Genomic DNA, 24,078 nt, shown 5'->3' on the forward strand with positions numbered 1-24,078 from the left:
CGGAGGCGACAACATGGCATTTAAAACGAAAGACACTAGCGGTAAGAAGAGCTACACGAACATTGGTGAGATGCGAAGCGCCATCGAAGTGGTGGTGAAAATGCTCGCAAACAAGGGCATTAAGGTCACCCAGTCGGGCATTCAAGCGTATGTCGAATACGATGAAAAAACGCTTGAGGCAACTCGCGTCAACATCCCCTCTCTCAGCGAGAAATCTTCACCCGAGCTGGTCACCGCCATTAAGGGCTTCGTTGATCATGAGGTAGCCCACATCCTGTTTACCGACTCGAAGATTGTTGCCAGGGCGCACAAAGAGAAGATCGCCAATCTCCACAACATCGTCGAAGACACCTTCATCGAAGCGAAGATGAAAAAGGCCTTCGCTGGCTCAACAAGAAACATTGATAAAACGGTCGAGTTTGCCGTAAAGCACTTCTTTCAGAAGACGTTTGACAAATTCATTGGTGAGTTTCAGCGAGATGAAAATGCCTCTCAGGCGATGTTCTTCGTAAAGGCCCTGGCCACACCTGGCATCCGTGCTTTAGCCGGACAGGAAGCCGCTCAGAATTACATGGCTGATAAATGGGAGCTGATACCTGACGTTTACGACGCCCTTCTGCCGCTTTCCAAAAAGCTCCAGACCATCGAGTCGTCTTTTGAGGCACTAAAGATGGCCAACTCCATCCGCGACATACTCGCCGATGTGGAGCGCGAGCAGCAGGAGAAGAGCAAAGAGCCTGAGCCGGAAGAAAGCGATGAAGAAGGTGAAGGTGAAGGTGAAGGTGAAGGTGAAGGTGAAGGTGAAGGTGAAGGTGAAGGTGGCGACGCTTCTTCTAGCAAAAGCAGCAGCGGCTCGCTAGATCGTCCTGGCGATGAAATTTTTGATACAGCCGAATCTACACCTGAAGAATCGGATGGCGATTCATGCGCCGCTTCAGATGGTAACGGCGAAGGTGAGCCTAGCCCCGGATCCAGCGATGGAAAAGACGAAGGCGAAGGCGAAGGCGAATCGGACGAAGGCGAAGACGAAGGCGAATCGGGCGAAGGCGAATCGGACGAAGGCGAAGGGTCTGATCGCAAGGGCGAAATGATCGATGAGCGTGGCAAAGAGGCTGCGGAAAAGGCTGGCACATCGGCAGACAAGTCAGGCGATGCCCACTCCGACAAATCGACAGGTGATGAGCGAGATCGGGATATTGATTCAGAGGGCGGATCAAAGGGGGCGCTCAACGACGGTAACATCGCTGATCACCCTGAACTGGCAGAAGCTCTGGAGAAGATGACCACCTATGATGCTGCGCTTGAAACGGCCATTGCAGAGGGGGCTATTGAGAGCCTAAAAGACAATTCGTATATGCCTTACTCCAACGAAAAAGACTTCATTGGCCCCTACACCATCAAGCCTGGATCGATGATTGATAGCCGCTCAAAGGATCGTCAAGCAAAATTACGAAGCAAAACTGGCGAGCAGATCGGTGTGATGTCAAAGGCTTTGGAGCGTCTGTTGATGGCTCGTAACCGCTCCATGTTTGTTCCTGGCTTCAGAAGCGGACGCCTTCACAGCTCCAGCCTTTATAAACTGAATACCGGCGACACTCGCGTCTTCCGCCGCAAGGAAGAGGTGCGCACTAAGAACACGGCGGTCTTACTGTTAGTGGATTGCTCAGGCTCCATGAACCACCGAGACCGCATCGGAATAGCTTCTGAGGCCGCCTATGCACTTTGCTCGGCTCTGGATCGCGTGAATGTAAAAACGCAGGTAGTTGGCTTTACAACTCAAGATGACGACCTGCCATCCGAGGCTCGCAAAGAGTTAAGCAGCATTGTCGAGAAGCATCCTGGCTTTAAGGGTGGGTTTGATCGCATCGAGCCTTTGATGATGCCTATCTATAAAACCTTCGATGAGCGGCTGACGCCTGCCTGTGAACAGCGTATCGCAGCCATCCCCCTCCTTGAGCTTCGGAATAATGCCGATGGTGAGTGCGTTGAGATTGCCGCCAACATGCTCAGAGCGAGAACCGAAGAGCGCAAGATTTTGGTGGTTCTGTCAGATGGCGAGCCTGCGATGCAGAGTGTCTCGACAAGAGGCGGCTACGGAAGTAAACGCGCCGAGGAACACTTGGTGCATGTAGTGCAAAGCACCGAAAAAGACGGTATCGAAGTGCTAGGGATCGGAATTGAAACCCATCAAGTTGAAGCCTTCTATCCCAAAAATATCGTCCTCGATGATGTCAAAGAGCTACCAAGCAAAATCGTCTCTGAGCTTTCCGCCATGCTACTTCGCTAAAAAATCCGTCATGCAGCGTTCCAATACCAACACTGCATGACGTATTATTCGCTTGTGACAGTAAGTCACAGCTTACTTACCTAACTTTGGAGTTACCCATGACCACTAGCACCGCTACCGCCACCGCTCTTCCCTACGCTACTCACGCAGAAGACGGCAAAATCATTTGTCAGCTTGATGGCCAAGCCGTTCACGTCATTCAGACCTACTTGACCAAAAATCACCCGTCTGTGAGCCTGGATGCCTATCGTGATCGCTTTCCTGACGCGCCGCTTTTATCCGAGGCTGCCAAGAAGGCCCTGAAGAAAAAGCGTGAAGAGGCTGAGTCCGTCAAGACTCACATGGCTGGCGTAAGCGCCGTCGCAGAAACTAAGGTGGTCTCGCTTCGTAAGAAAGCCCCTGATTATGGCATCCGCACCGCTGACGTATTAAAGCTGATTCCTAATGTAAAAGGTGTTCCGGCCTCCACCTCCATTCCGGTTTCTGTTTTTGAGACTCACGAACATCAGGAAATGGTGCCAGAGACAGACGGTGATTATATCTGGAACCCTGAAGTGCTTCGCGACTGTATCGCCGCAATGGATTACAACATTCCTGCTTATTTCTGGGGTCACGCAGGCACCGGCAAGTCGACCACCTGGGAGCAATACGCGGCTTACACCAACCGCCCCTTCATCCGTATCCAGCACACGGCCAACACCGAAGAGTCTCATATCGTTGGTCAAATGCTTGCTAACGAGAACGGCACCTACTTTGAACCTGGGCCACTTGCGCTCGCTATGCGCTACGGCTGGGTGTATCTGGCTGACGAATACGACTTCGCATTCCCTCAAGTGCTGGGCGTCTACCAGCCCGTGCTAGAAGGCAAAGCGCTGATTATCAAAGAAGCCCCTCAAGAGTGGCGTCGCGTCGACCCTCACCCGCAATTCCGCTTTGTAGGCACTGGCAACACGAACGGATCCGGCGACGAAACCGGTCTGTATCAGGGCACCAATCTTCAGAACGCGGCCAACTACTCTCGCTTCGGTATCGTCACGAAGGTGGAGTATATGGACCAGGAAGATGAGGCTCAAATGATCGAGGCAAAGGCGAAGATTCATGCTGACAAAGCGAAAGAGCTGGTCAAGTTTGCCACCCGTGTCCGTGAGTCCTACGACCGTGGAGAGATCACCAACACCATTGGCCCGCGTGAGCTGCTTTTCGCTGCCAAGTTAGGTGCACTGTTCGGTGGCGATTTCAAAGCGGGCCTTAATCGCGCCTTTATCAACAAGATGCCCTCCTCGTCGGCGTTGGCAGTTCGTGAAGTCTGCGACCGAATTTTCGCTTAAATCATAAGTAATAGGTGACTTACAAATGCTCGGTTGCATCAACAGTGCTGTGGTTTTCTCGCCTGAATCGAGCGCTTGTCGTGACTGCCCTTACTTTGAGGGCTGTCATAAAAACGCACTGGCTTTGACACAACAGAAGTATCCAAGTGCCAGTGCGGCTTTCCTATCAATCAACTACTCCACCAACGCCTCAGATACGGAAGACGCCCTCGATATTCGTCTGTCTTCCGCCAGCGAGCGCGTTAAAAACCAAGCCCTTTTGCTCAATCGCAAGGGCTTCTCTTTTTCAAAAGCCAGAGCGCTGATCAAAGCCGGAAAGAACCCTTTCAATGGCTTCCGCACACAGCGCGCGTTCATCACGATTTTCGACCACCTGCTTAGCGAGGGGAAAGTCAGAAAAAGTGATCTCGTTAAGCACGTTATTGCCGTTCATCAGTGCAGCGCCTCCACTGCATCCAGCCTAGTGTCCGACGTCCTCGGACTAGGCGAGTTGATGAAGGCCGTGACGACCACTCGATTTACCGCTGAAATCAGCATTAAGGACGACCAATGACTATTTTGTTTGCCAGAAGTCACTTCAGCATTGGCGAATCAACACTCACGCCAAAAGCTATCGCAGCAAAAGCAAAAGCTATGGGCCACACCGCCGCGTGCCTCATGGACACGATGAACATCAGCGGAATGATTGCCTTCTCTAAGGCAGCCAAAGAGGCGGGCATTAAGCCCATCATCGGAGTCAGAGTGCGTATAGTGCCTGACCCGCTGCATCGTAAGCCTAAAAAGGGCGACACTCATGCCGACAAGCCAAACCCTGAAAGTTATCACGACCTGATCATCAAAAATGACGATGGCTTGCAAGATGTGTTTGAGCTGCTATCCAGAGCCTACAGTCGTGACTACTTTTACTATCGCGCTCGCGTGGGGTTCGCTGATCTGAACGATATGATCGCGAAGGGTAACCTCATAGCGCTCAATAGCGACGCTTACAGCGTTTGCCACTCGACAGACTATGCAGACGCTATCCAGAAGATTCCCAGCGCTCAGAACGCAAATTTGAGCGTTCTAGCGATACAACCAATCCACACTCCTTACTACGATCAGCACAATAAGCGCGTCCTGGCGTTAGCAGAGAAAACGGGGCAGCGGGTCATCGCTTATCTACCCTGCTATTACGAAGAAGGTGAGGCTGACACCAAAGACGTTTACCGTGTCATCACGGAAAACAGCCAGGTCGACAGTCCGTTTACCCGCATACCCTACACACGAGACCAGCACCCTCAATCAGCCCCCTCTCTGGTTGAAGCACTCAAGGGCTTTGCAAAACGCACCGGCTGCAAAGTCAGTAGCGCGATGATTCGCGACCACGACTGGCTCTGCGATCAGATCACCTACGAGTGGCACAAGCTGCCTATTTCGCTGCCTGAGCTTGCCGAGGACGAGAACGCTGAGTTGGTCAACTTGTGCAAGGTCGGCTGGCGGGAGCGATTCTCGGCTCCTGTAATGGGTCATCAGCCCACTGGCGCTGAAGTGGCGGTCTACCGAGACCGATTGAAATTTGAACTCTCAACGCTCAAAAGCATGGGATTTGCTGGCTATTTCTTGCTAGTCAGCCAGATAACTCGTTGGTCTAAGCAAAACGGCATTGGAGTTGGGCCTGGACGCGGATCAGTCGGCGGATCTTTGGTTGCCTACCTGATCGGCATCACTGACGTTGACCCGATTCGCTTCGGCCTAATTTTTGAGCGCTTCATCAACCCCGAACGTTTGGATTTGCCCGACGCCGACTTGGACTTTATGTCCTCTCGCCGTGAAGAAGTGATTAGCTACCTACGCGAAACGTTTGGCGAGGATCGTGTGGCGGGCATCAGCAACTACGGTCAGCTTGGTGCCGCATCTGCGCTTCGTGACGTTGGTCGCGTTCACGGCCTATCAAGCGTGGATATTGCGGTCTCAAAGCGTATACCGGCAGACACCACTCTGGAAGTCGCACAGGAAACCGTTGCCGAGATCGATGCGTTCTCTAAAACACACCCAGAACTTTTCAATCACAGCCTTCGGCTTCAAGGAAAAATGCGCTCTTTCGGTAAGCACGCGGCGGGCATCATCGTGGGCGGCCGACCTTTGCGTCAGATGGCGGTGGTAGAGTCGAGAGGTGATGAGCCGGTCGTCAACTGGGACAAACGCGTCTGTGAAGACATGGGAATGGTCAAGCTGGATATACTGGGCTTGTCGAACCTGGACATCATTCAGCAAACCGTCGAACGCATCAAAACACGTCACGGTATTGAGGTGGATCTGCTCAAAGAGCCTCTTGATCAACCTGATGTTCTGGAGGCATTCACCCTTGGCAAAACCACCGCTATTTTCCAGTTCGAATCATCTGGCATGAAGGGGCTGCTTACCAGCTTGGCCTATGCCGGAACGCTGACCTTTGAACAGCTTGTCGCGGCAACCGCGTTATATCGTCCAGGCCCGATGGAATCAGGCATGTTGGAGTCCTACGTGGCGATTACAAAGGGGTTTGAGTCGCCGGACTACCCTCACCCCAGCTTGATACCAGTGCTGGAGGAGACCAAAGGCGTTTTTGTTTACCAAGAGCAGGTTATGAAGGCCGCCCAGGTGCTTGCGGGCTTCACAATGGCCCAAGCAGACGGGTTACGTAAAGCGATGGGTAAGAAAGACGCCGACATGATGGCTAAAGTGCGCGATGAGTGGGTCTTGGGTTGCGGTTCGCACTCCGGCATGGATGCACCAGTTGCAGAGAGCTTGTTCGACAAGATCGAGAAATTCGCTGGTTACGGCTTCAATAAGTCACACTCCGTTGCCTACACCCTTCTTTCCTACTGGACGATGCTGCTCAAGGTGCGCTATCCCGCCGAGTTCTTTGCTTCGTGTATGTCGATCATGGACAGCGACCGCATCCCTGCCTTAGTGGGTGATGCAGCCAAGCACAACATCAAGATTGGGCCGCCCGACATCAACGCCTCCACCGCTCGCTACGAAATCAAACGGGATCCCATCACCGGTCACGATATGCTGGTAGCGCCGTTCAACTGCGTGGCCAACATCAGCGATAAGGGTGCAGCTTCCATCGTCGAAGGTCGTGAAAAAGCAGGTGGTTTCTTCACAGACCGCACCCAGTTTGAGTTGTCGGTGAATAGAAGAGTCGTCAACAAGCGCGTTATCGACCATTTAGAGCGCGTAGGGGCGTTTGCGTCGATTACCCCTGGCACTCCCCCTGCAACGGATAAATCGCGCTTAAAAGACCAACTTACTCTCATGCCTGGGGTGATTCAGAAGGTGGCCACCATTGATCGCGATATGATCGTAGACAAGGGCACTCATGCGCGGCTGCTGTCTATCGTGAACGACTACTCCGCCGTCTTTGATGACCGCTGGGTGTCGGTGCCTCGCATCGGCAAAAAGTCGAAAATCATGGTGGTGTTCGATGCACCCTCTTGGTCAGACGAGAACGAAGGTCGACTGGTGTCTGGCAAGCCCTACACGTCTTGGAACGAGACTATCAAGGCGGCTGGCCTGACCCACGAAAACTTCTACTACACCACCCTGATGAAGTTTGTGAAGCCTAAATCTGACGAGGAAGGCGGTGTTGACGGCTTCAGCAACGAGGAGATTAGCATCTGCGGTGAGTTCTTGGATCGTGAGGTCGCAGAGCTAGACCCTCCGGTGATTTTGACAATGGGGTCTCTCGCGACACGCCATTTCAGCGATGATCAGAAGAAGAAGCCAGGTGAAATGATCGGCAAGAGCAGCTACAACGCCGCTGCTGACCGGACGGTCGTCTATGGCTTCAGTCAAGGCAGAATTTACTTCGACAACTCCCTGGCGGCCGAGCTTGTGAAGTGTCTAAGCAAGGCCATCGAAGCTGCTGGAATTTAAGCGGACAAACCAGTAAGTAACAGCTTACTATCAGCGCTGTGCAATTGTGCAGCGCTTTAAAGGGCGGACTTTCATGCAAGTCATCATCTTCAATAAAGAAGAAACCAGCTACTTCAACTGGAAAGACCCAGTAAGTCGAGAATTGCTCTTTGGCAAAATTTCAGAAATAGAAGCCTCTGTCCGCGACCCCTACTTCGGGGCCGATTTTAAAGGTTCGTTTCTAAGAAGTGTGACGCTGATGGAAAACCCCGGATCGGAGTCGATTGAGGTCAAAACCCCGGATCGAACAATTGGCTTTTCTATTAGCAGGGCATTTATTCAGCCGACCGAGCATTAACCTTCTAGGGGAACTCATGGCAACACAAATTTCATATCTAGGCTTCTGCTCTTTAGGAGCATTAACAAACCCGCGCCTTTTCACCCGAAACGTGTATCTAGGAAAGCACTTCATGCAGACCACTTATTGGATGCTCGACTAATGGCCGAATACTCCCAACGCGACATCATGGCTCTGGATCGTCAGGGTAACTACTACAGTCGCCACTTGAGCGCGATGACCGGCGAGCAGCTTCATGACAAGTCCGACATTGCCGCTGAATTGGCATGGCGTGACGCCAAGATTGATCAGTTACGCGCTCATCTTGCCGACATAGCCAATCCGATTACCAAGCTCCAGCGTGAGGCTTCGGAGTCAGATTGTAAGTTGGATGGTCATCAGGCGAGAATCTTGGCTAATGATGCCCATTGGCTTCAAGACTTGGCTCGGCTGGCTCTTATTGATACGTCGAAATAGCTACTTATTTGCGCAAACCAGTAAGTAACAGCTTACTATAAATCAACAGCACTGCATGATGCGGCGCTTATTTGGAGAACTCCCATGAGCCACACTGATATTTTCTTTCTCAAAAAAGACACCTTTATCAAGTCCAGCGTGAAGAACGCCTTCCTTTCGGCCATGTATGTGTGGCAGCACACCGCCAAGCATTACTGCGGTCTTGAGCGTTTTCCTATGTCGTTTTTTGGCGATGACCTTGAGCCAATGATGGCCGTCTGGAACTACCACTCACGAAACCCTGGAAAAATGAAGATTCACGATGCTATTGCCATGCAAAGCACAATGGACAATGTGTTACTTGAGCCTTCTCAATGGCTTCGCTTGGTGGAGGCGTTCGAGCTTTTTGGCCAACAACACCCCAACAGCAGCTTTGTAGAGCAAGCGGCAATCATACGCTCGGTCATGGAGTCTGATGAGGGTAAAGATGTGGTGGCGATTGGCTGGCAGCAAACTAGCGTCAATGGCGACACGCCCTGGTATTGCTGTGAAGAAGATGAGAATGGCAACGAGATAATTAAGGTTTACGATCCTTCCATTGGCACCCTGCACCATTGGCTGATGGAAAGTGTCGACGAAACAGAGGCGGCCGCATGAAGACGACTAAAGCGAGCGTCACTATTGGTCGAAGCAGCAAAGGCAGCATCTTTATTCGGGTTGGAGACTGCTCTTCTCGGCTATCCATTATTGAAGTGGAAATGACGCCTGAAAACTTTACCGAATGTCTCATGGGACTTTCTTTTGTCGATGCTCGAATCAAAAGTCTTATCTCTCACGGCGATCTGTTGCATGTAGGAAAGCGTCGAGTTGTGGAAATGGTTAAATGTGACCGAGCCGCGAATCTCGACCGCAAAGATCAGTTGACCATCGTCGAGCAACACTTCAACACGCACTACCACCCTTCTGGGTGGGAAATGCACTCTGATGGTATCGGCACGAAGCAACACGGCACACAGCACACCTACATGGTGAGAAAATATGAGGCGATTGAGGAGTCGCCCAAGGCTCAAGAGTTTGATGAAATAGATCCGAATGACCTAGTAATTTCAGCGGTCACCTCCAGCGTTGGATTCGGATCACACAACGTTGGTATTCAAATTACTCATATCCCAACGGGCATCGAAGTGAGCAGCGCGAGCGAGCGGCACTCTCACGCTAACCAACTGAAAGCAATGAAAAAGCTATTAGCAGAGCTACAGCGCACCGCTCAAAGCTGACATATCATTAACACGTAGCACAACACACACAGAGAGACCTATCATGCTAGACGTCTTGAAATACATGGTAATTACCGCAGCGGGCATGGCCGTTATCGAGGCTCACGCGGCCGACACGCCCTTCTCAACCCCGAAGGATTACGCCGACTTCAACGTGTCGATCACCAAGACCGTATTACAAGCCCCCGAATGCGCACGCGCTTCTCAGGCGGTTATGAGCGCAATGCCCGCAGAATGGAACGGGCTTTCTTCCATCGCCAACAGCTACGAAGCCATCGGTGAATTGCCGGTGTTATCCAGCGAGATTGCAGAGATTCGCGATCTATCGATCCACCTCGAAAATCCTGATCTTTTGACAGCTCGATGCGCCTTTTTGATGGGGCAAGCCTACGGCAGCGCTGCGGGGTATTTTTTCTTCTCTGATATGTAAGTAACTGGTGACTTACTAAAAGCGCAAGTATAAGATTGCGGTGTCTGATCTCGGTCAGACCCGCTCTTTAACAAGGAAATCACCATGACCAAAGAGGTTCAGAACCTTATTGACCCCAAGCAGCTCAAGGAGGATGTGTCGTTCAACGCCACCGACCTTGACGCGATGTGGTCAACTCAAGCGGGGTTATACGTCCGCTACGGTGTTATCTCTGCGCGAGCCGACCACCAAGCGGCAGCGTTCAAGAATCGTCTCAGCATCATTGAGGCTGAACTTGGAAAGGCGGCCCGTGAAGAGCTTCCGAAAACCGGAGTTAAGGTGACGGAAGGGACAGTGAAGGAGTTCGTGGCCAGTCATCCACGGATGCTGAAGGCTCACGACGACTTCAACAAGGCGACTCTAATCTCGAACCTAGCGAAAACAGCGCTGGAAGCGCTACGCCAGCGACGAGATATGATCGTTCAAGCCTCCAAGCATCATCTGGAGCAAATGGTGATGAAAGATAGCTTCAAGGGCGGCTCTTCAGCTCGGGACGAGGCTCGCGCTCAACTGGCCGAGTCCATTCGCAACCGTGAAGAGCGTCTTTCGCACTAAATAGTAACTAATCGCTTACTTCCCTTTAACGTAATCGATAGAATATCTACTCCGCTTGAGCGGATAGACGAAAAACTAAAAAACCACACTGAAACGAGGCTTTACCATGTCAGGATCATTAGCTGCTCTTAAATCCCGTCTGAACAACCGCAAAGCTGAAGCGGCTGCGAAGAAAGCGCAATACATTCGCCCTCACAAGTTCGCCCCAGGCAAAAACCGCGTTCGCATTCTTCCAGGCTGGAACGCTGCATCGCCCGACGTCTTCTATCACGACTACGGTATGCACTACGTGAAAGATCGCGAGAACAAGACAGCGGCGGTCTATGTTTGCACCGAAAAGACCTACGGTAAGGATTGCCCGGTCTGCTCCGCTGTTTATGAGGGTATCCGCTTAGCGAAAGATACCGGCAACACTTCGATGGAGAAGTTGATCAGTCAAGCTCGCGCCACCCCTCGTGTCCTGGTTAATGCACTGATTCGCGAGAGCGATGAGCCTAATAAGCCGGTCATCCTTGAGCTGCCTTCTGGTGTTTTTGATCAGATGGTTGACCAGATGATGACGTTCGCTGAAGACGGCGTTGATGTGCTGTCCGTCACAGAAGGTCACGACTTTATCGTCACCAAGTCTGGCTCCGGTCTGGATACGGAATACTCCGTTTCTCTGGCACCCAAGCCGACCGCTGTGACATACGACGCCTCTTTGGTGGTCGACTTGGCAGCTTATTGCTCTCAAGAGTCTGAGCAAGGCTTGCTGAAGGCAGTGAACGCCACCACTGCGGTCACAGGCTTACCCGCTCCTAAGTCGATGGCGTTGGCTGCTCCGGCTCGAACTGGCACTCACGGTGGTAGCGAAGCAGGCGCATTCATCACCCCGCCAGCCGCCGCTGCGGTCGCTGCGAGTGCCCCCGCCGCTGCGGTAGGTGCTGCCGCTGTTCTAAGTGCTGCCGCTTCTGCTGCGGATGAAGCTGAAAAAGAGCTGGCCGCGCTGGAAGGTGAGCTGATGGAGGAAGCGCCCTGGGAAGCTGATGAGGTGGCTGTCGAGCCTACACCCGCTCCGGCAGCAAGCGCTGCACCCTCTGTTGATCTTGCTGAAGAGATTAACGCCTCTGACGATGACCTCGACTCCATTCTGGACGGACTGGACGACCTCTAAGCAATCGCAAACAGGGAGCCGCAAGGCTCCCTTCTCAATTTGAGGGTATGACCATGAGCCTAAAAACCACAGGGGCCGAATACGAAGCCTTTCTTCATGACGACGACTTCTGGTCTCAGCAAGGTGACGCTTGGTTGGAAGATACTGAATTTGAAGTGGACGGCAGCTTGACCACTGAACTCGATGAAAGTGGCCTTAAACCAGAGGCTCAAATCAAATTGCTGAGCGGGTATGTCTTTTCTAACAAGAGCGATGAGCCTGTTTACCTCGCTACGTTCTTCCGTCGATGGAGAAAAGCTCGAAACACCACCTATCTGTCTGTAGCTGTCGCAAAAGACAAAGAGCAGCTTGTGCGAGATGCCATCCTTTCAGCGGGCGGCAAAATAAATTAGGAGCCGCTATGCGATACGCCTTTTTTGACAGTCACGCTATCGGCTACGCAGCTCAGGACGGCATGAAGCTCACCGTCAATGACCGAGAGGTGCAGGCCATCTTCGGTTCGATCAAAAGCGTTCGTCGTTACGTGAATGAACTAAAAGCCCGCCCCATCATGCTGTGGGATGGCAAGGCCAAGTGGCGATACGAGCTGTTCGCCGACTACAAATCCAAACGAGGCAAAGAGCCGGATCCTCGTGTTCAACACATGCGAGCCTGTTTTCGTGACCAGCGCGAAGACATCAAGCGTGGTCTGGGTCTGCTGGGTGTCCCATCACTCCTCGCAGAAGATTTTGAAGCGGATGATTTGGCTGGCCATCTGGTTAAAACCTACACCGCTCAAGGCAAGCACGTCTTCATGATCACGGGTGACCACGACTGGAAGCAGCTCATTAGTGACAAGGCCACCTGGGTAAATCACAAGGACGGACGGATGGTTCATGCCGTCACGTTTGCAGAGAACACCGGCTATCTGACCCCCACCGCTTTCGTTCAGGGCAAAGCGCTGTTCGGCGATAACTCCGACGAAATTCCAGGCGTAGGGCGAATCGGCGAGAAGTCTGCCCCGGAAATTCTTGCTCAGTATGGCGACGTGAAGACCTTTATCCAGCGCATTCGCGATGACGTGGCGGCAGGACGGAAAGTCCCTAAAGCCTATCGCGACTTTGCAATGGGCGAAAAATCACCGAAAGAGCCTGCGATGACTCGCATCCAGGTGTTCAAGCGAAACGTCAAGCTGATGAATTTGCTGTCTGGCCCCAAACCAACCGGCGTTCAGGTGCTTTATCGAGACGCTATGGATTTGGATGGCTTTCGCGACTTTTGTCGTGAATTCGCCTTCAACTCAATTCTCAACGACTTCGATGCCTTCGTAGAACCCTTTATTGACCACTGTGTAACCACTAATACCAAGAGAGAAACAGCATGAGCAAGCCAAGCGATTTAGCCAAAGAAATCATGAGCGCCATCGGTGCAAACGACGAAGTGTCCACCGTAAAAATCTGGTTGGATACCGGCTTCCCGCCTCTGAACCGCATTGTCAGTGGCCGTTACTACGGTGGCGGTATGCCCTCTGGGCGAGTGATCGAGCTGTCAGGGCCAGAATCATCGGGCAAGACGGCCATTGCCAACGAGATCATGAAGTCGGCTCAGCGCATGGAAGGTATCGCCGCCTTTTTTGATCATGAGCGTAGCTTTGATACCGATCTGGCTGAACGAGGAGGTCTTGATGTAACGCCAGGTCGCTTCGTCTTCAAACGCGGTAAGACCTACGAACAGACCGTCGTCGAGACGATCAAGCTGCTGCGTGTGGTGCGTGAGAAGAAGCTGATCCCTAAAGAAGCCCCTATTGCGATTGTTTGGGACTCGCTGGCGTCGATGGTGCCACAGCAGATCGCCGAGAAGTCAGCCGACGCGCTCAATATGAACGACAACACTGCTTTGGCACGGGCAACGTCCGCTTCGTTCAAGCTGATTGCTCAGGCGTGCGACGATCACAACGCCATTCTGGTCGTGCTGAACCAAACACGCACGAAGATCGGAGTGATGTTTGGTGACCCGACAACGACTCCTGGCGGTGACGCGGTGAAGTTCTACTGCTCAGTGCGAATCCGCCTGGGTAAGACGATGATCAAGAAGTCGGCCAGTGACAGCACTAAGATTGGTCAGCAGATTGGTGCTGAGTGCATCAAGAACAAAGTCTCGGTGCCCTTCCGCAAGTGCAAGTGGAATTTCATGTTTAACGACGACGGCACCGGCAGCTTCGACATCGAAGGATCACTGGTTGAATATCTGTGTGAGCATGAAATTGTCGAGCCAGGAGGCAAGACGTCCGCTTACTGCTATTGGGAGGGCGAGAAGATCACCAAGAAGAAGCTGGCCAATCTTATCCGCACCGACGCAACCGTCGCTGAAAAGGTTAAGGCGCTTCTGACGAAGGCGGATCCTGACGATCTGAAGGATCCGGTGGAGGCCACAGAAGAAGCCTAATTTTTCTGCTGGCTGCCTTATTGGTAGTCGTCCTATAGTCATGGCCGTGATCAAAGGAGATTGGCGGCCATGACTGTGAAATTGAAACGCGCTCGCTGGGTAAAGCGGACAGATGCCGGGCGGTTCACCATCGAAACCGTTGCGGAAAAGAAACGCGAAGTGCTGTTGTGCGATACCTGCGGAATCAATGACCAGTGTCCAGTAAGGTTGATGATGGAAAAGGCAGAATCCTTTGTCACCCTCTCTGTTCGTAATTGCGAAAAATACATCCCCTCTATTGGCTTCATGCCGCCGATGATTGGTCTGGAGCGTCAGTTCAACACGCTGCGTGTCGGTAAGGGTTGGTTTGAGCGTCTGCGCCCTAGCGACAAGATAGCGTTGGTGAACACAAAGACTGAAGAGATCGAGGGTTATGCGGAGGTAACGCATGTATATCACGGCAATTACAACGACATGCTGGAGCGTCATGCAGTCTACAACCACGTAGCTTGCAAACGAGCGCCTGGACAGTCCGCTCAAAGCTATGTCGGTGAAGTGCTGCGGAAGGCGCACGGTCATTTTCTCAGCGAGAACTCTACACTCACCGCGATTTACTTGCGGAGATTGGAAAATGGCTTACGAATTAGGTCCAAAGAAGAAGCTGGAGCTGGTAAGGAAAGGTAAGCGTCTCTACGGGGCTATCGTCTCGCTGGATTCTGGAGAGAAGGTTTACATGGCTTACCGTAAACACAACGAGATTTATCGCTCTGGCGAAATGCGTCTTGGCGATGCCATCAAGAAGGGTGTGGCAGCCTGGGCAATGGATGACGAAACTCTTCAGATCATGCGCGCTCACGGCATCAAAGTCGTGGGCGTTTTTGTTCGCGATACCGGCGAGCGTTACGTTACCGGCATCGACAACTACTTCGACAAAACCAAAATCAAGATTCTCAACTATGCCTCACGCGGAGGTGCCTTGCAGCGATACTTGCCCTTACAATACTTCGCGTGCCGCAAGCCTGCCATGAAGAAGCTGTAGCCAGAAGCACAAACCAATCAATCGCTTATATCGGTTCGCCTTTGGCGAGTTATTGAGTGAGAAAAATGAAAAGAAAGGCACTTATCCTAGGTTTTGCAGCAGTGGCCACCGTGATCAGCACCCTGGCGTTTTCAGAGGGTCGCTATAAGGTGTTGACCGATGATGACGTCGGCTTTTGTTACAAGATGGCTTACTACCACATGAAAGATGCCCGAAACATGATTCCAGTTCGGGTATATCAGGAGGGCTTTACTGATCGCAATCTGCGAATTTTCCATAAGGACGGTAACGATAAATGGGTCACTAGCGAGGTTAGCTGCAATTTCCACCTACCTCTTGATGACATCCCCACTCATGAGAGGATTTTTGGCGTTGCCATTAACGGAGAGCAGATCGACACCTCAGATATGATCGACGCCAGAGAAATGATCCGACGCTAAGCCAATGCCAAACCACCTAGAACCCCGCCTATGCGGGGTTCTTTATTGCCAGCACGATAAGTAATAGATTACTTACTGAAAGACAACTAAAGGACTCCCTTATGCGCTACGGCATTATGTCAGACACCCATTACCACTCTTGGTCAGCGTTCGCTAAGCAAGAGGGCCATATCAACAGTCGTCTCGGCATTCTCATCACAGAGACGCGTAAGGCCGCCATCCACATGAAGGAGGCTGGCTGTTCTGCCCTCTTCCACACGGGCGACCTGTTTCATGTTCGGGGTCGCGTTTCCCCGTCAGTGTTAAACCCCGTCGTCGACCTCTACAACGAAATCGTCAACGACATCGGCCTTCCAGTCTTTCTGCTGGCGGGCAATCACGACCTTGAATTCGAGGACTCCAACCGTATCGGCAATAGTGGCGAGTCTCTTCGTCACACTGGCGTTCGTGTGGTGTCAGAGGCGCCCTACTTCGACCGTGATCATCGCGTGTTGATGATCCCCTGGCACGCCAAACAAAAAGAGCTGCTGAGCGTCATCGCCAATGAGCTTTTGGGTGGTATCGATCCGCACGATGTCACGCTCATGATTCACGCCCCGATCAACGAGATCATTCCTGGCCTACCAGATCACGGCATCGATCCCGATGTGCTGGCGGATTTTGGTTTCAAAAATGTCTTTTCTGGCCATTACCACAATTTTAAGCGCGTTCGTCCTGGCGTCTTCTCAGTGGGCGCTCTAACGCACCAAAACTGGGGTGATGTGAACAGTAAGGCCGGTTACCTGATTGTCTCTGAAAGAGGCACTGCTAGCGATGTGCAGCACTTCGAGACCGACGCGCCCAAGTTCGTCAATATCGAGGAGATCGACGAGGACTCTCTGGAGGTGGTGGCTGGCAACTACGTGCGCGCCCGCATCGAGATCGAAGAGGAAAAGGAGGTAGTGGCTTTTCGTGAGCTGCTGGTCGACGAGCTAGGTGCTGCGGCCGCCCTCATCCTGCCCATTCGAAAAGAGAAGGTCATTACGCGCAAAGGTGCCGCTAAAACCAGCCTGGATCGCCTAGAAGACTCAATCACTCATTTTGTTAAGGCTAGCACCACTATCCCAGACCCCATCAAGGACGACGTAAATGCCGAAGTCCTACGCACGTTAGCGGAGATTGACCATGCAGTTTGAGCAGCTATCCGTCACCAATTTCTTGAGCTTTGCACAAGCCGACTTCCAGCTCGCCGGTCGTGGGTTGTTGCTCATTCAGGGCGTCAACCTGGAAAACGGAGGGGCGTCTAGTAACGGCTCCGGCAAGTCCTCCCTGGTTGACGCTATCTTTTGGTGTTTATTTGGCAAAACCGCACGCGGCATAAGCGCTGACGATGTGATCAACGACGCTGCGGGCAAAGAGTGTCGCGTGCTGCTGGTCGTCAAAGATGGCAGCGACGAATACGTTATCGCTCGGCACCGCAAGCACTCGAAAAACAAAAATCGCCTGACCGTCATTCAGAACGGGAAGGACATTACGATGGGCACCGATAAACAGACGCAAGAGCTGGTCAACAAAATCGTTGGCTCTTCAGAGTCCGTATTTGCCAGCTCAGTGTATGCCGGTCAGGAGGCCATGCCCGACTTGCCTATGCGAACTGACAAAGAGCTGAAGGCATTGGTTGAGGAGGCTGCGGGCATCGACCGACTCAACGAGGCTCATAAGCTACAGCGCGATAAAGCCAACCTTGTGAAGCGTGAAGTCGAGCAGCAGCAGTCAGAGGTAGAGAAGCTGCAAACTCGGCTACGTGACGAGAAAAATCAACTTGCTCGCTTCGAGGATACCGAGAACCAGTGGCGCATTGATCAAAAGCTCAAGGCGGATCGCTGCAAAGAGAATGCGAAATCCTACCGCGATAGCTATCTCGCCATGAATGTCGCGGATTTGCAGGCCAAAAAGACCGCACTTGAAGAGAAATTGGCTCAGGTGCGTAAGCGGATTGAGTCGACCGATGAAGAGCGCAAGAAGCAGGCGAAACTTCAGTGGGAGGCTAATGACGCCGACACCAAGCTACGGCTGGCAGAAACCTACTTGAAGACAGCAGGTGAAAAGGTAAAAACGCTCAAGACGGCGCTAGATGGCGTCGATGGTCTGGTTGGAAAGCCCTGCGGTGAATGCGGCAAGCCTTACGCGGAACACGACCTGGATGATGCTCGCTCGCATCGTAAGAAAGCACTCACGGATGCCGTTGAGGAATTCAAGCGTCTGAAGTTGGAATTAGATGTAGCACGGGATCGCTCTACAAGCGCTCAGGAGACGCTTACCAGCTTTGAAGCTGCGATGACTAGCATCAGCGAAGAAACGCGCTCAGAAAGCGAAACTCGCAGTTTAATCGGCAATATCGACGTTGAGCTGACAAAAGCTGGTCGACTGAAAATGCAAATTGAGTCAGAAGTCGAAAACGTCAAAAAAGCGATGGCTGAAACCAGTCCTTACGCCGACATGATCCGTGACTCCAATGTCCGAATTACCGGCCTAATTACCGAGATCGATACGGCTGTCGACAAGCTCAAAGCCATCTCTCATCGCTGGAACGTGGCCCAGGCTGCCGTTGAGGTGCTGGGGACTTCTGGGGTTCGTGCGCACATTCTTGACCACGTTACCCCAATCTTGAATGAGCGAACGTCCCACTACCTGGGTCAATTATCAGAGGGCGAAATAAGCGCTACGTGGCAGACCATCAGTGCAACTAAAGGTGGAGAGCTGCGGGATAAGTTCGCCATCAACGTAGTGAACACCAAAGGCGCGAAGTCCTTCGGGGGACTATCGGGAGGTGAGAAGCGAAAGGTGCGCATTGCAACGGCAATGGCGCTTCAGGATTTAGTAGCCACGCGCTCAGCCAAATCGATCCCGCTGTTCATCTTCGACGAGATTGATCACGCCCTAGATTCGGATGGTCTTGAGCGCCTGATGTCGATCATGAAGGAAAAGGCTACCAAGTCCGGCACCGTGTTGGTGATTTCACATAACGATCTTAACCATTACATCAGTGATTCCGTCAGGGTCGTTAAAGAGCATGGCGTTAGCCGCCTGGAGGCATAAATGTCGACACTCGAAAGCCCATCCCAAACCACCCTTGAGCAGCGCTGCGACTCTGCCATTGCAGCCATCCAGTTCGCCCTAGAGACCGACGAGGGTTTGGCGTTTCTGCGCTGTTGGAACGAGGGTGATTTTGATGCCATTCGGGATGAGTGGCCAGAAGCTCCTGAAGAGGTATTTATCGGAGCCGACCCACTGCATCCTGATACCTCACTTTAACTTCTGAGCAGCGTGCATCCCGTCGATGTGCGCTGCATATTGTAAGTAATTAGTGACTTACCATAGAGGCAGTAATGACACACGTTTACATCCCATCGCTCCACAGTTTTTCGCCGACTAACGATGGTGAAGCGAGCAATTTTGAATATCGAAAGGTTTTGTTACTAGCGGGTGCCAGACTCCCGCAGATCTTCACAGATGCCGTTCGGTCGCTGATCCACAGGGATGAGCTAATTTACGAATCGCCCTCCTATCGGGAATTTGAAATTGCGACAACTGAAGAACCTGCTTTTATCAACCTCTCAACCAGCACCTTCATCCCTCACGACATCGAGAGGTTTGAATTTATAACATTGGAAATGGAGAGCGAAGCGCACTTGCCGGAGCTGGCGTTCGGCATCCGAATGCGCGATCAAAGTCTGGCTTTGCTGTCGGAGTCGGACTGCATCAGGATCTTCAGTAACATTCAACAGAGCGACCCCAACTCTGAACCACTGTCTTTTTCCAAACTGATCAACGATCTCGCCTCCAGGTCATTTCATGAATACCGACGAGAGGATAAATGGCCTGTCGATCTGCCTAGCGGAGTGTGGAAATTTTTATCGATGGCAGAGACCCCTCATCGATTGACGCAATATCACGCTATCGAGATTGGCGAGCGAATCATGCGGCACAACAGACTTCCCTTCCTGCTAGGGGGGAAAGTCATTGAACCAAAACCGAAGAGCGTCGAGGTTCCTGACGTTCCTGAGTTAGACCGGTCGTCGGCGTATGAAGAGGCCAAGAAGATAAACCCCAACTTTGGTGCACTATCGTTTTAGGAGACTGATGTGGTCAAAGCGCCCTATTCGTGCCCTTTTTGCGGTCAAGACGCTTGGCATCATCCAAGCGACATAGATCCACCTGTAGATTACTGCCATGAGTCAGATCATGGCACGGAAGAGGATTACCAAGATGAATGAACTGAATGTGGTCGGATTTGACCCAAGCCTGCGAAATTGGGGGGTTGCTGTTGGACGACTCAACCCAAGCACTTTGAAGCTCACCATCGACACCCTGGACGTTATTCGCCCTGATCAGCCACAAGGAAAACAGGTTCGTCAAAACTCCAAAGATGTCGAGGTGGCCTATCAGCTTTTTACGCGCAGCAAGCTAGCCGCTGGGGGCGCTCAGGCGGTCTTTGTTGAGGTGCCAGTAGGTAGCAAGAGCGCTCGGGCGATGGCCTCGTATGGGGTCTGTGTGGGCGTTTTAGGGGCAATCCGAGGGTCGGGCATTCCCTTCTTTGAAGTGACGCCAGATCAGGTCAAGAAGATCTCGGTCGGCAAGAAAACTGCCTCCAAGGAGGAAATGATCGCTTGGGCAATGAGCAAGCATCCAGAGGCCCCCTGGCCTATGCAAACCAATAAAGGCGTTACCTCTGTTGTGGCCGGGTCTGCCGAGCACATGGCGGATGCCATCGCTGCTATTTACGCCGGTATGGCGACCGCTGAATTCCAACGCACGTTGGCCTTTCTAAAAGCTGCATGATGTAACCAATAGACCTCCTCGCTACAAAATCTAGTGCTTGACGGTGAAATTTGTCGCTGTCAAGCCTAGTAAGTAAGTCATCGCTTACTTATCATTGCCGTATCACCCATCTTGTAGGAAAGAAACATGCACGTAATTAAACGTGACGGCACCCGTCAGCCATTTAACCGAGAAAAAATTGAACGCGTTATGTTTTGGGCCGTTGGCGAACTGAAAAACGTCAGCGTTGCCGCCATTGCCAAGATTGCTGAAGCCAGCGTTCGCGATGGCATGAGCACCAAAGAGCTTCACCACATCATCACGCAGGCCGCCGCTCAGCTCATTGGCACCGAACCTGGATTTCATCCCAACTACGCCATTGTTGCCGGTCGTCTTGAAATGTTTCGTGCGCGAAAAGAGGCCTATGGGCAATACAGCTACCCTCACCTAGCAGTATGGACGCAAAAGCTGATTGACGAAGGCATCTACGACAAGTCGCTGCTCTGGCATTTCACCATTGATCAACTCAACGACTTGAACAGCTACATTCGGCCAGAGCGGGACATGCAGTTTCACTATGCTGGTGCGATGCAGATGACCACCAAGTATCTGATCAAAAACCGTGTAACGGGTCAGATTTACGATGCCCCTCAACACGCTGCAATGCTGATCGGAATGGCGGTGCTCCCTACTCGCTATCATGGCGACGAGCTAATCCAGCAGATCAAAGACTTCTACGACGTGGTAACGACCTTTGAAGGCTCATTGCCTACACCTATTTGGGGTGGTGTGCGGACTCCCCTGCGTCAGTTCTCAAGTTGCGTGGTGGTTGAGGCCGGTGACTCACTGCCAGAGATCAATGCGGCGTCTGACGTGGCTAGTCTTTACGGCGCTGCTCGCGCTGGGCTTGGTATCAATCCTGGCATGATTCGCGCTGAAGGGTCTCCGGTGCGCGGTGGTTTGGCGTATCACACCGGAATCGTGCCTTTCATTAAGAAGATTGAAGCGTCTGTTAAAGCCTGCTCTCAGGGGGGTATTCGTGGAGCATCGGCAACGCTCTTCTACCCCATTTGGCATCTTGAATTTGAAAACCTCGTCGTCCTAAAGAATAACAAAGGGCTTGAGCTGAACCGCGCTCGCCGGATGGACCACTGCTTCCAGCTCAATGGCTATCTGTTAGAACGCTTGCAGAAAGGCGAAAACATTACTCTGTTTAGCCCGCATGAAGTCCCTGGTCTTTACGATGCGTTCTTCGCTGATACCGCTAAGTGGATCGAGATTTACGAGGCTGCTGAGAAGAACCCCGCCTACCGCAAGGAGGTGAAGAGCGCGGTCGATCTCTTTACTCACCTTCTTCTTGAGCGTTTTGAAACCTCGCGCATCTACATCATGAATGTTGACCACTGCAACACGCACAGCTCATTCATTCAGGAAATTGCGCCGATTCGACAATCCAACCTTTGTATGGAGATCACGCTACCCACTAAGCCTCTTCAAAACGTCGATGATCCCAATGGCGAGGTGTCTCTCTGCACATTGGCCGGTGTAAATATGGGCAAAGTGACCTCCAGAGCGGATCTGCGCCGCGTGGTGCGCGTTCTGGTGAACTTCCTTGATGCTCTTTTAGATTATCAGGATTACGTCGTCCCTGCTGCACGCAACGCCACGATGAAATATCGGCCGCTGGGCATCGGCATCACCAACTATGCCAACTGGCTGGCGAAAAGCGGTGCGCGTTATAGCGACGGCTCTGGCAACAACTTCACTCATGCCTACATGGAGTCGTTTCAGTATTACCTCATCGAAGCCTCGGTGGATTTGGCTAAGAAATTTGGTGCGGCCCCTGGCTTCCATGCCACGAAGTATTCGCGTGGCCTGATGCCTATCGATCACTACAAGAAAGCGGTCGACGAGCTTCACAGTGAGCCTTTGCACATGGATTGGGACTCACTTCGGGCCGACGTCCTGCGTCACGGTATGCGCAACTGCACCCTTTCTGCGCTGATGCCTTGTGAATCTTCAAGCCAGGTATCCAACAGCACTAATGGCATCGAGCCGCCTCGTGAGCTGGTCTCTGTGAAGGGCAATGCGGATATGACCATTGCTCAGATCGTGCCGGACTATGAAACGCTGCAAGACGCCTATGAAACGCTATGGGAGATGCCTCATAACGAGGGCTATTTGGCCCTGGTGGCCATCATGCAAAAGTTTGTTGATCAGTCGATCAGCACCAACACCAACTACTACCCCGACCGGTTCAATGGCGGCATGGTCCCGCTACAGGTGATCGCTCGCGAGCTTATGTTGGCCTATCGATGGGGTATTAAAACTTTGTATTACAACAACGTGAATGATGGGCAGGGCGTCGAGGAAACTGAGAAAGGCGCTAAGACCGAATCGGTAGAGATCGCCGAGGCATCTGTCAGCGAATCGATGGGCTGCGATAGCGGCGCGTGCGCACTTTAATTTAACACAGGGAGTAAGTAACCAATGAGTTATACCACGTTCAATGCCAATCAAGTCGATGCCACCACAGAGCCGATGTTCCTGGGTCAAGAGGTCAATCTGGCACGATACGATAAGACAAAATACCGCTTTCTCGACAAAGCCACTGACCAGCAGTTCGCACAATTCTGGCGACCGGAAGAGATTGACCTGAGTCGTGACAAAGTAGAGTTTTGGGGCAAATTGACAGAAGACCAGCGCTACATCTTCCTGGCTAACCTGAAGTATCAATCGCTGCTGGACTCGGTGCAGTCCCGCGCCCCTATGCTTGCCTTTGGCCCGCTGATTTCCATTCCTGAGCTTGAGACGTTCACGGTGGTTTGGCCCGCCTTTGAGGTGATTCACTCAAAGAGCTACACCCATATCATCCGCAACGTGTTCCCTGACCCTGGCGCAATCTTCGACTCTATCGTGCTAGACGAGAACATCATCAACCGCGCTCAGGCTTTGACCCGCGCTTATGACGAGCTGATCGAGCTTGGCATGATCTACTCGGTGTATGGCTATGGGTATCATGTGGTCCCGTCACGCAATGAGCGCGTGATGATCACACCCAGCCTGATGCGTCGAGCGATTATCAAGGCACTGGCAGCCGTGAATGCACTGGAGGGCGTTCGGTTCTACGTGTCTTTCCTCTGCTCATTTGCTTTCACCGAGAAGCTGAACGTCATGGCGGGTAACTCCAAGATCATCCGGCTGATTGCCCGAGACGAAGCGCTTCACCGCAAGGCCATTGGTGACACTCTGAAAGCCATTGCCTCTGGCAAAGAGGGTGACGAGTGGAAAGCGGATTTTGAGGCTGTTCTGCCAGACCTTCAGCAAATTTTCACCGAGTGCTTTGAGCAGGAAGTGGCCTGGGCGCAGCATCTTTTCGATGAAGGCCGCAGCATCCCTGGCTTGAACGCCTCTATTCTGGAGGACTGTCTGAAGGTCTTTACCTTCCAAACGATGGCCGGAGCCGGTATTGCCCCTGTTTGTGAGATGCCCAACCCTCACCCTGCCCCCTGGGTGAACAAGTATCTCTACAGTGGAAACGTCCAGGTGGCCCCGCAGGAGTCTGAAATCACCTCCTATCTGATCGGCCGCGTTCTGCCTGAGCTTAATTTGGAAGAATTGTCAGCCGTGAGGCTCGACATCCAAGTATAAGTAA

The 24,078-nt window shown here is 52.3% G+C and carries 24 protein-coding genes; all 24 read left to right on the plus strand.

The features are described from left to right. Positions 1 to 13: 13 nt before the first annotated feature. The 24 genes from AB6K10_RS12985 to nrdB all read left to right on the plus strand — a co-directional run bounded on the left by AB6K10_RS12985 (position 14) and on the right by nrdB (position 24,074). Positions 14 to 2,287, plus strand: coding sequence for a hypothetical protein (locus AB6K10_RS12985; RefSeq protein WP_339118894.1), 2,274 nt, complete (start codon positions 14 to 16; stop codon positions 2,285 to 2,287). A gap of 98 nt (positions 2,288 to 2,385) precedes the next feature. Continuing rightward, positions 2,386 to 3,615, plus strand: a complete 1,230-nt coding sequence (locus AB6K10_RS12990; RefSeq protein WP_339118895.1) for a MoxR family ATPase — start codon at positions 2,386 to 2,388, stop codon at positions 3,613 to 3,615. Between the two features lie 25 nt (positions 3,616 to 3,640). After that, positions 3,641 to 4,168: a hypothetical protein gene (locus AB6K10_RS12995; protein ID WP_339118896.1), complete on the plus strand. Its 528-nt coding sequence runs from the start codon at positions 3,641 to 3,643 to the stop codon at positions 4,166 to 4,168. Beyond that, positions 4,165 to 7,515 (plus strand): DNA polymerase III subunit alpha, encoded by a 3,351-nt coding sequence (gene dnaE, locus AB6K10_RS13000; protein WP_339118897.1) that lies wholly within the window; start codon positions 4,165 to 4,167, stop codon positions 7,513 to 7,515. The genes AB6K10_RS12995 and dnaE overlap by 4 nt, the downstream gene beginning before the upstream one ends. A 73-nt stretch (positions 7,516 to 7,588) precedes the next feature. Beyond that, positions 7,589 to 7,852, plus strand: coding sequence for a hypothetical protein (locus AB6K10_RS13005; RefSeq protein WP_339118898.1), 264 nt, complete (start codon positions 7,589 to 7,591; stop codon positions 7,850 to 7,852). Positions 7,853 to 7,993: 141 nt separating this feature from the next. After that, positions 7,994 to 8,308 (plus strand): hypothetical protein, encoded by a 315-nt coding sequence (locus tag AB6K10_RS13010; RefSeq protein ID WP_339118899.1) that lies wholly within the window; start codon positions 7,994 to 7,996, stop codon positions 8,306 to 8,308. A gap of 84 nt (positions 8,309 to 8,392) precedes the next feature. Beyond that, complete coding sequence (locus AB6K10_RS13015; protein WP_339118900.1) at positions 8,393 to 8,944, plus strand: hypothetical protein; 552 nt, start codon at positions 8,393 to 8,395, stop codon at positions 8,942 to 8,944. After that, entirely contained in the window at positions 8,941 to 9,564 is a 624-nt protein-coding gene (locus tag AB6K10_RS13020; RefSeq protein ID WP_339119634.1) for a hypothetical protein, read from the plus strand. Before AB6K10_RS13015 ends, AB6K10_RS13020 begins: the two co-directional genes overlap by 4 nt. Before the next feature lie 43 nt (positions 9,565 to 9,607). Then, positions 9,608 to 9,994 carry a hypothetical protein gene (locus tag AB6K10_RS13025; protein ID WP_339118901.1) on the plus strand — a complete coding sequence of 129 codons (387 nt, stop codon included), beginning with the start codon at positions 9,608 to 9,610 and terminating at the stop codon, positions 9,992 to 9,994. 84 nt (positions 9,995 to 10,078) lie between these two features. Continuing rightward, positions 10,079 to 10,588 (plus strand): hypothetical protein, encoded by a 510-nt coding sequence (locus tag AB6K10_RS13030; RefSeq protein WP_339118902.1) that lies wholly within the window; start codon positions 10,079 to 10,081, stop codon positions 10,586 to 10,588. Between the two features lie 106 nt (positions 10,589 to 10,694). Continuing rightward, entirely contained in the window at positions 10,695 to 11,741 is a 1,047-nt protein-coding gene (locus AB6K10_RS13035) for a hypothetical protein (RefSeq protein WP_339118903.1), read from the plus strand. A gap of 53 nt (positions 11,742 to 11,794) precedes the next feature. Beyond that, on the plus strand, positions 11,795 to 12,133 hold the full coding sequence (locus AB6K10_RS13040; protein WP_339118904.1) for a hypothetical protein: 339 nt from the start codon (positions 11,795 to 11,797) through the stop codon (positions 12,131 to 12,133). Between the two features lie 8 nt (positions 12,134 to 12,141). Next, complete coding sequence (locus AB6K10_RS13045; protein WP_339118905.1) at positions 12,142 to 13,104, plus strand: 5'-3' exonuclease H3TH domain-containing protein; 963 nt, start codon at positions 12,142 to 12,144, stop codon at positions 13,102 to 13,104. After that, positions 13,101 to 14,165 carry a hypothetical protein gene (locus AB6K10_RS13050; protein ID WP_339118906.1) on the plus strand — a complete coding sequence of 355 codons (1,065 nt, stop codon included), beginning with the start codon at positions 13,101 to 13,103 and terminating at the stop codon, positions 14,163 to 14,165. The genes AB6K10_RS13045 and AB6K10_RS13050 overlap by 4 nt, the downstream gene beginning before the upstream one ends. Positions 14,166 to 14,234: 69 nt before the next feature. Then, complete coding sequence (locus tag AB6K10_RS13055; RefSeq protein ID WP_339118907.1) at positions 14,235 to 14,828, plus strand: hypothetical protein; 594 nt, start codon at positions 14,235 to 14,237, stop codon at positions 14,826 to 14,828. Then, positions 14,776 to 15,183 carry a hypothetical protein gene (locus AB6K10_RS13060; RefSeq protein ID WP_339118908.1) on the plus strand — a complete coding sequence of 136 codons (408 nt, stop codon included), beginning with the start codon at positions 14,776 to 14,778 and terminating at the stop codon, positions 15,181 to 15,183. The genes AB6K10_RS13055 and AB6K10_RS13060 overlap by 53 nt, the downstream gene beginning before the upstream one ends. 65 nt (positions 15,184 to 15,248) lie before the next feature. Beyond that, a complete protein-coding gene (locus AB6K10_RS13065) occupies positions 15,249 to 15,623 on the plus strand; it encodes a hypothetical protein (RefSeq protein ID WP_339118909.1) in 375 nt (124 codons plus the stop codon). A gap of 101 nt (positions 15,624 to 15,724) precedes the next feature. After that, on the plus strand, positions 15,725 to 16,798 hold the full coding sequence (locus AB6K10_RS13070) for a metallophosphoesterase (protein ID WP_339118910.1): 1,074 nt from the start codon (positions 15,725 to 15,727) through the stop codon (positions 16,796 to 16,798). Next, the gene (locus tag AB6K10_RS13075; protein WP_339118911.1) at positions 16,788 to 18,701 is read left to right on the plus strand and encodes an AAA family ATPase; all 1,914 of its coding nucleotides are present in this window, start codon (positions 16,788 to 16,790) and stop codon (positions 18,699 to 18,701) included. Before AB6K10_RS13070 ends, AB6K10_RS13075 begins: the two co-directional genes overlap by 11 nt. Next, on the plus strand, positions 18,702 to 18,917 hold the full coding sequence (locus AB6K10_RS13080; protein WP_339118912.1) for a hypothetical protein: 216 nt from the start codon (positions 18,702 to 18,704) through the stop codon (positions 18,915 to 18,917). A gap of 74 nt (positions 18,918 to 18,991) precedes the next feature. Then, positions 18,992 to 19,738 (plus strand): hypothetical protein, encoded by a 747-nt coding sequence (locus tag AB6K10_RS13085; protein WP_339118913.1) that lies wholly within the window; start codon positions 18,992 to 18,994, stop codon positions 19,736 to 19,738. Between the two features lie 133 nt (positions 19,739 to 19,871). Then, the gene (locus tag AB6K10_RS13090; RefSeq protein WP_339118914.1) at positions 19,872 to 20,444 is read left to right on the plus strand and encodes a crossover junction endodeoxyribonuclease RuvC; all 573 of its coding nucleotides are present in this window, start codon (positions 19,872 to 19,874) and stop codon (positions 20,442 to 20,444) included. 126 nt (positions 20,445 to 20,570) lie between these two features. Further along, on the plus strand, positions 20,571 to 22,889 hold the full coding sequence (gene nrdA, locus AB6K10_RS13095; RefSeq protein ID WP_339118915.1) for a class 1a ribonucleoside-diphosphate reductase subunit alpha: 2,319 nt from the start codon (positions 20,571 to 20,573) through the stop codon (positions 22,887 to 22,889). A gap of 24 nt (positions 22,890 to 22,913) precedes the next feature. Then, positions 22,914 to 24,074 carry a class Ia ribonucleoside-diphosphate reductase subunit beta gene (nrdB, locus tag AB6K10_RS13100; RefSeq protein ID WP_339118916.1) on the plus strand — a complete coding sequence of 387 codons (1,161 nt, stop codon included), beginning with the start codon at positions 22,914 to 22,916 and terminating at the stop codon, positions 24,072 to 24,074. Positions 24,075 to 24,078 lie beyond the last annotated feature (4 nt).

This window comes from Halomonas sp. BMC6 (assembly GCF_964204995.1).
GTDB lineage: Bacteria > Pseudomonadota > Gammaproteobacteria > Pseudomonadales > Halomonadaceae > Vreelandella.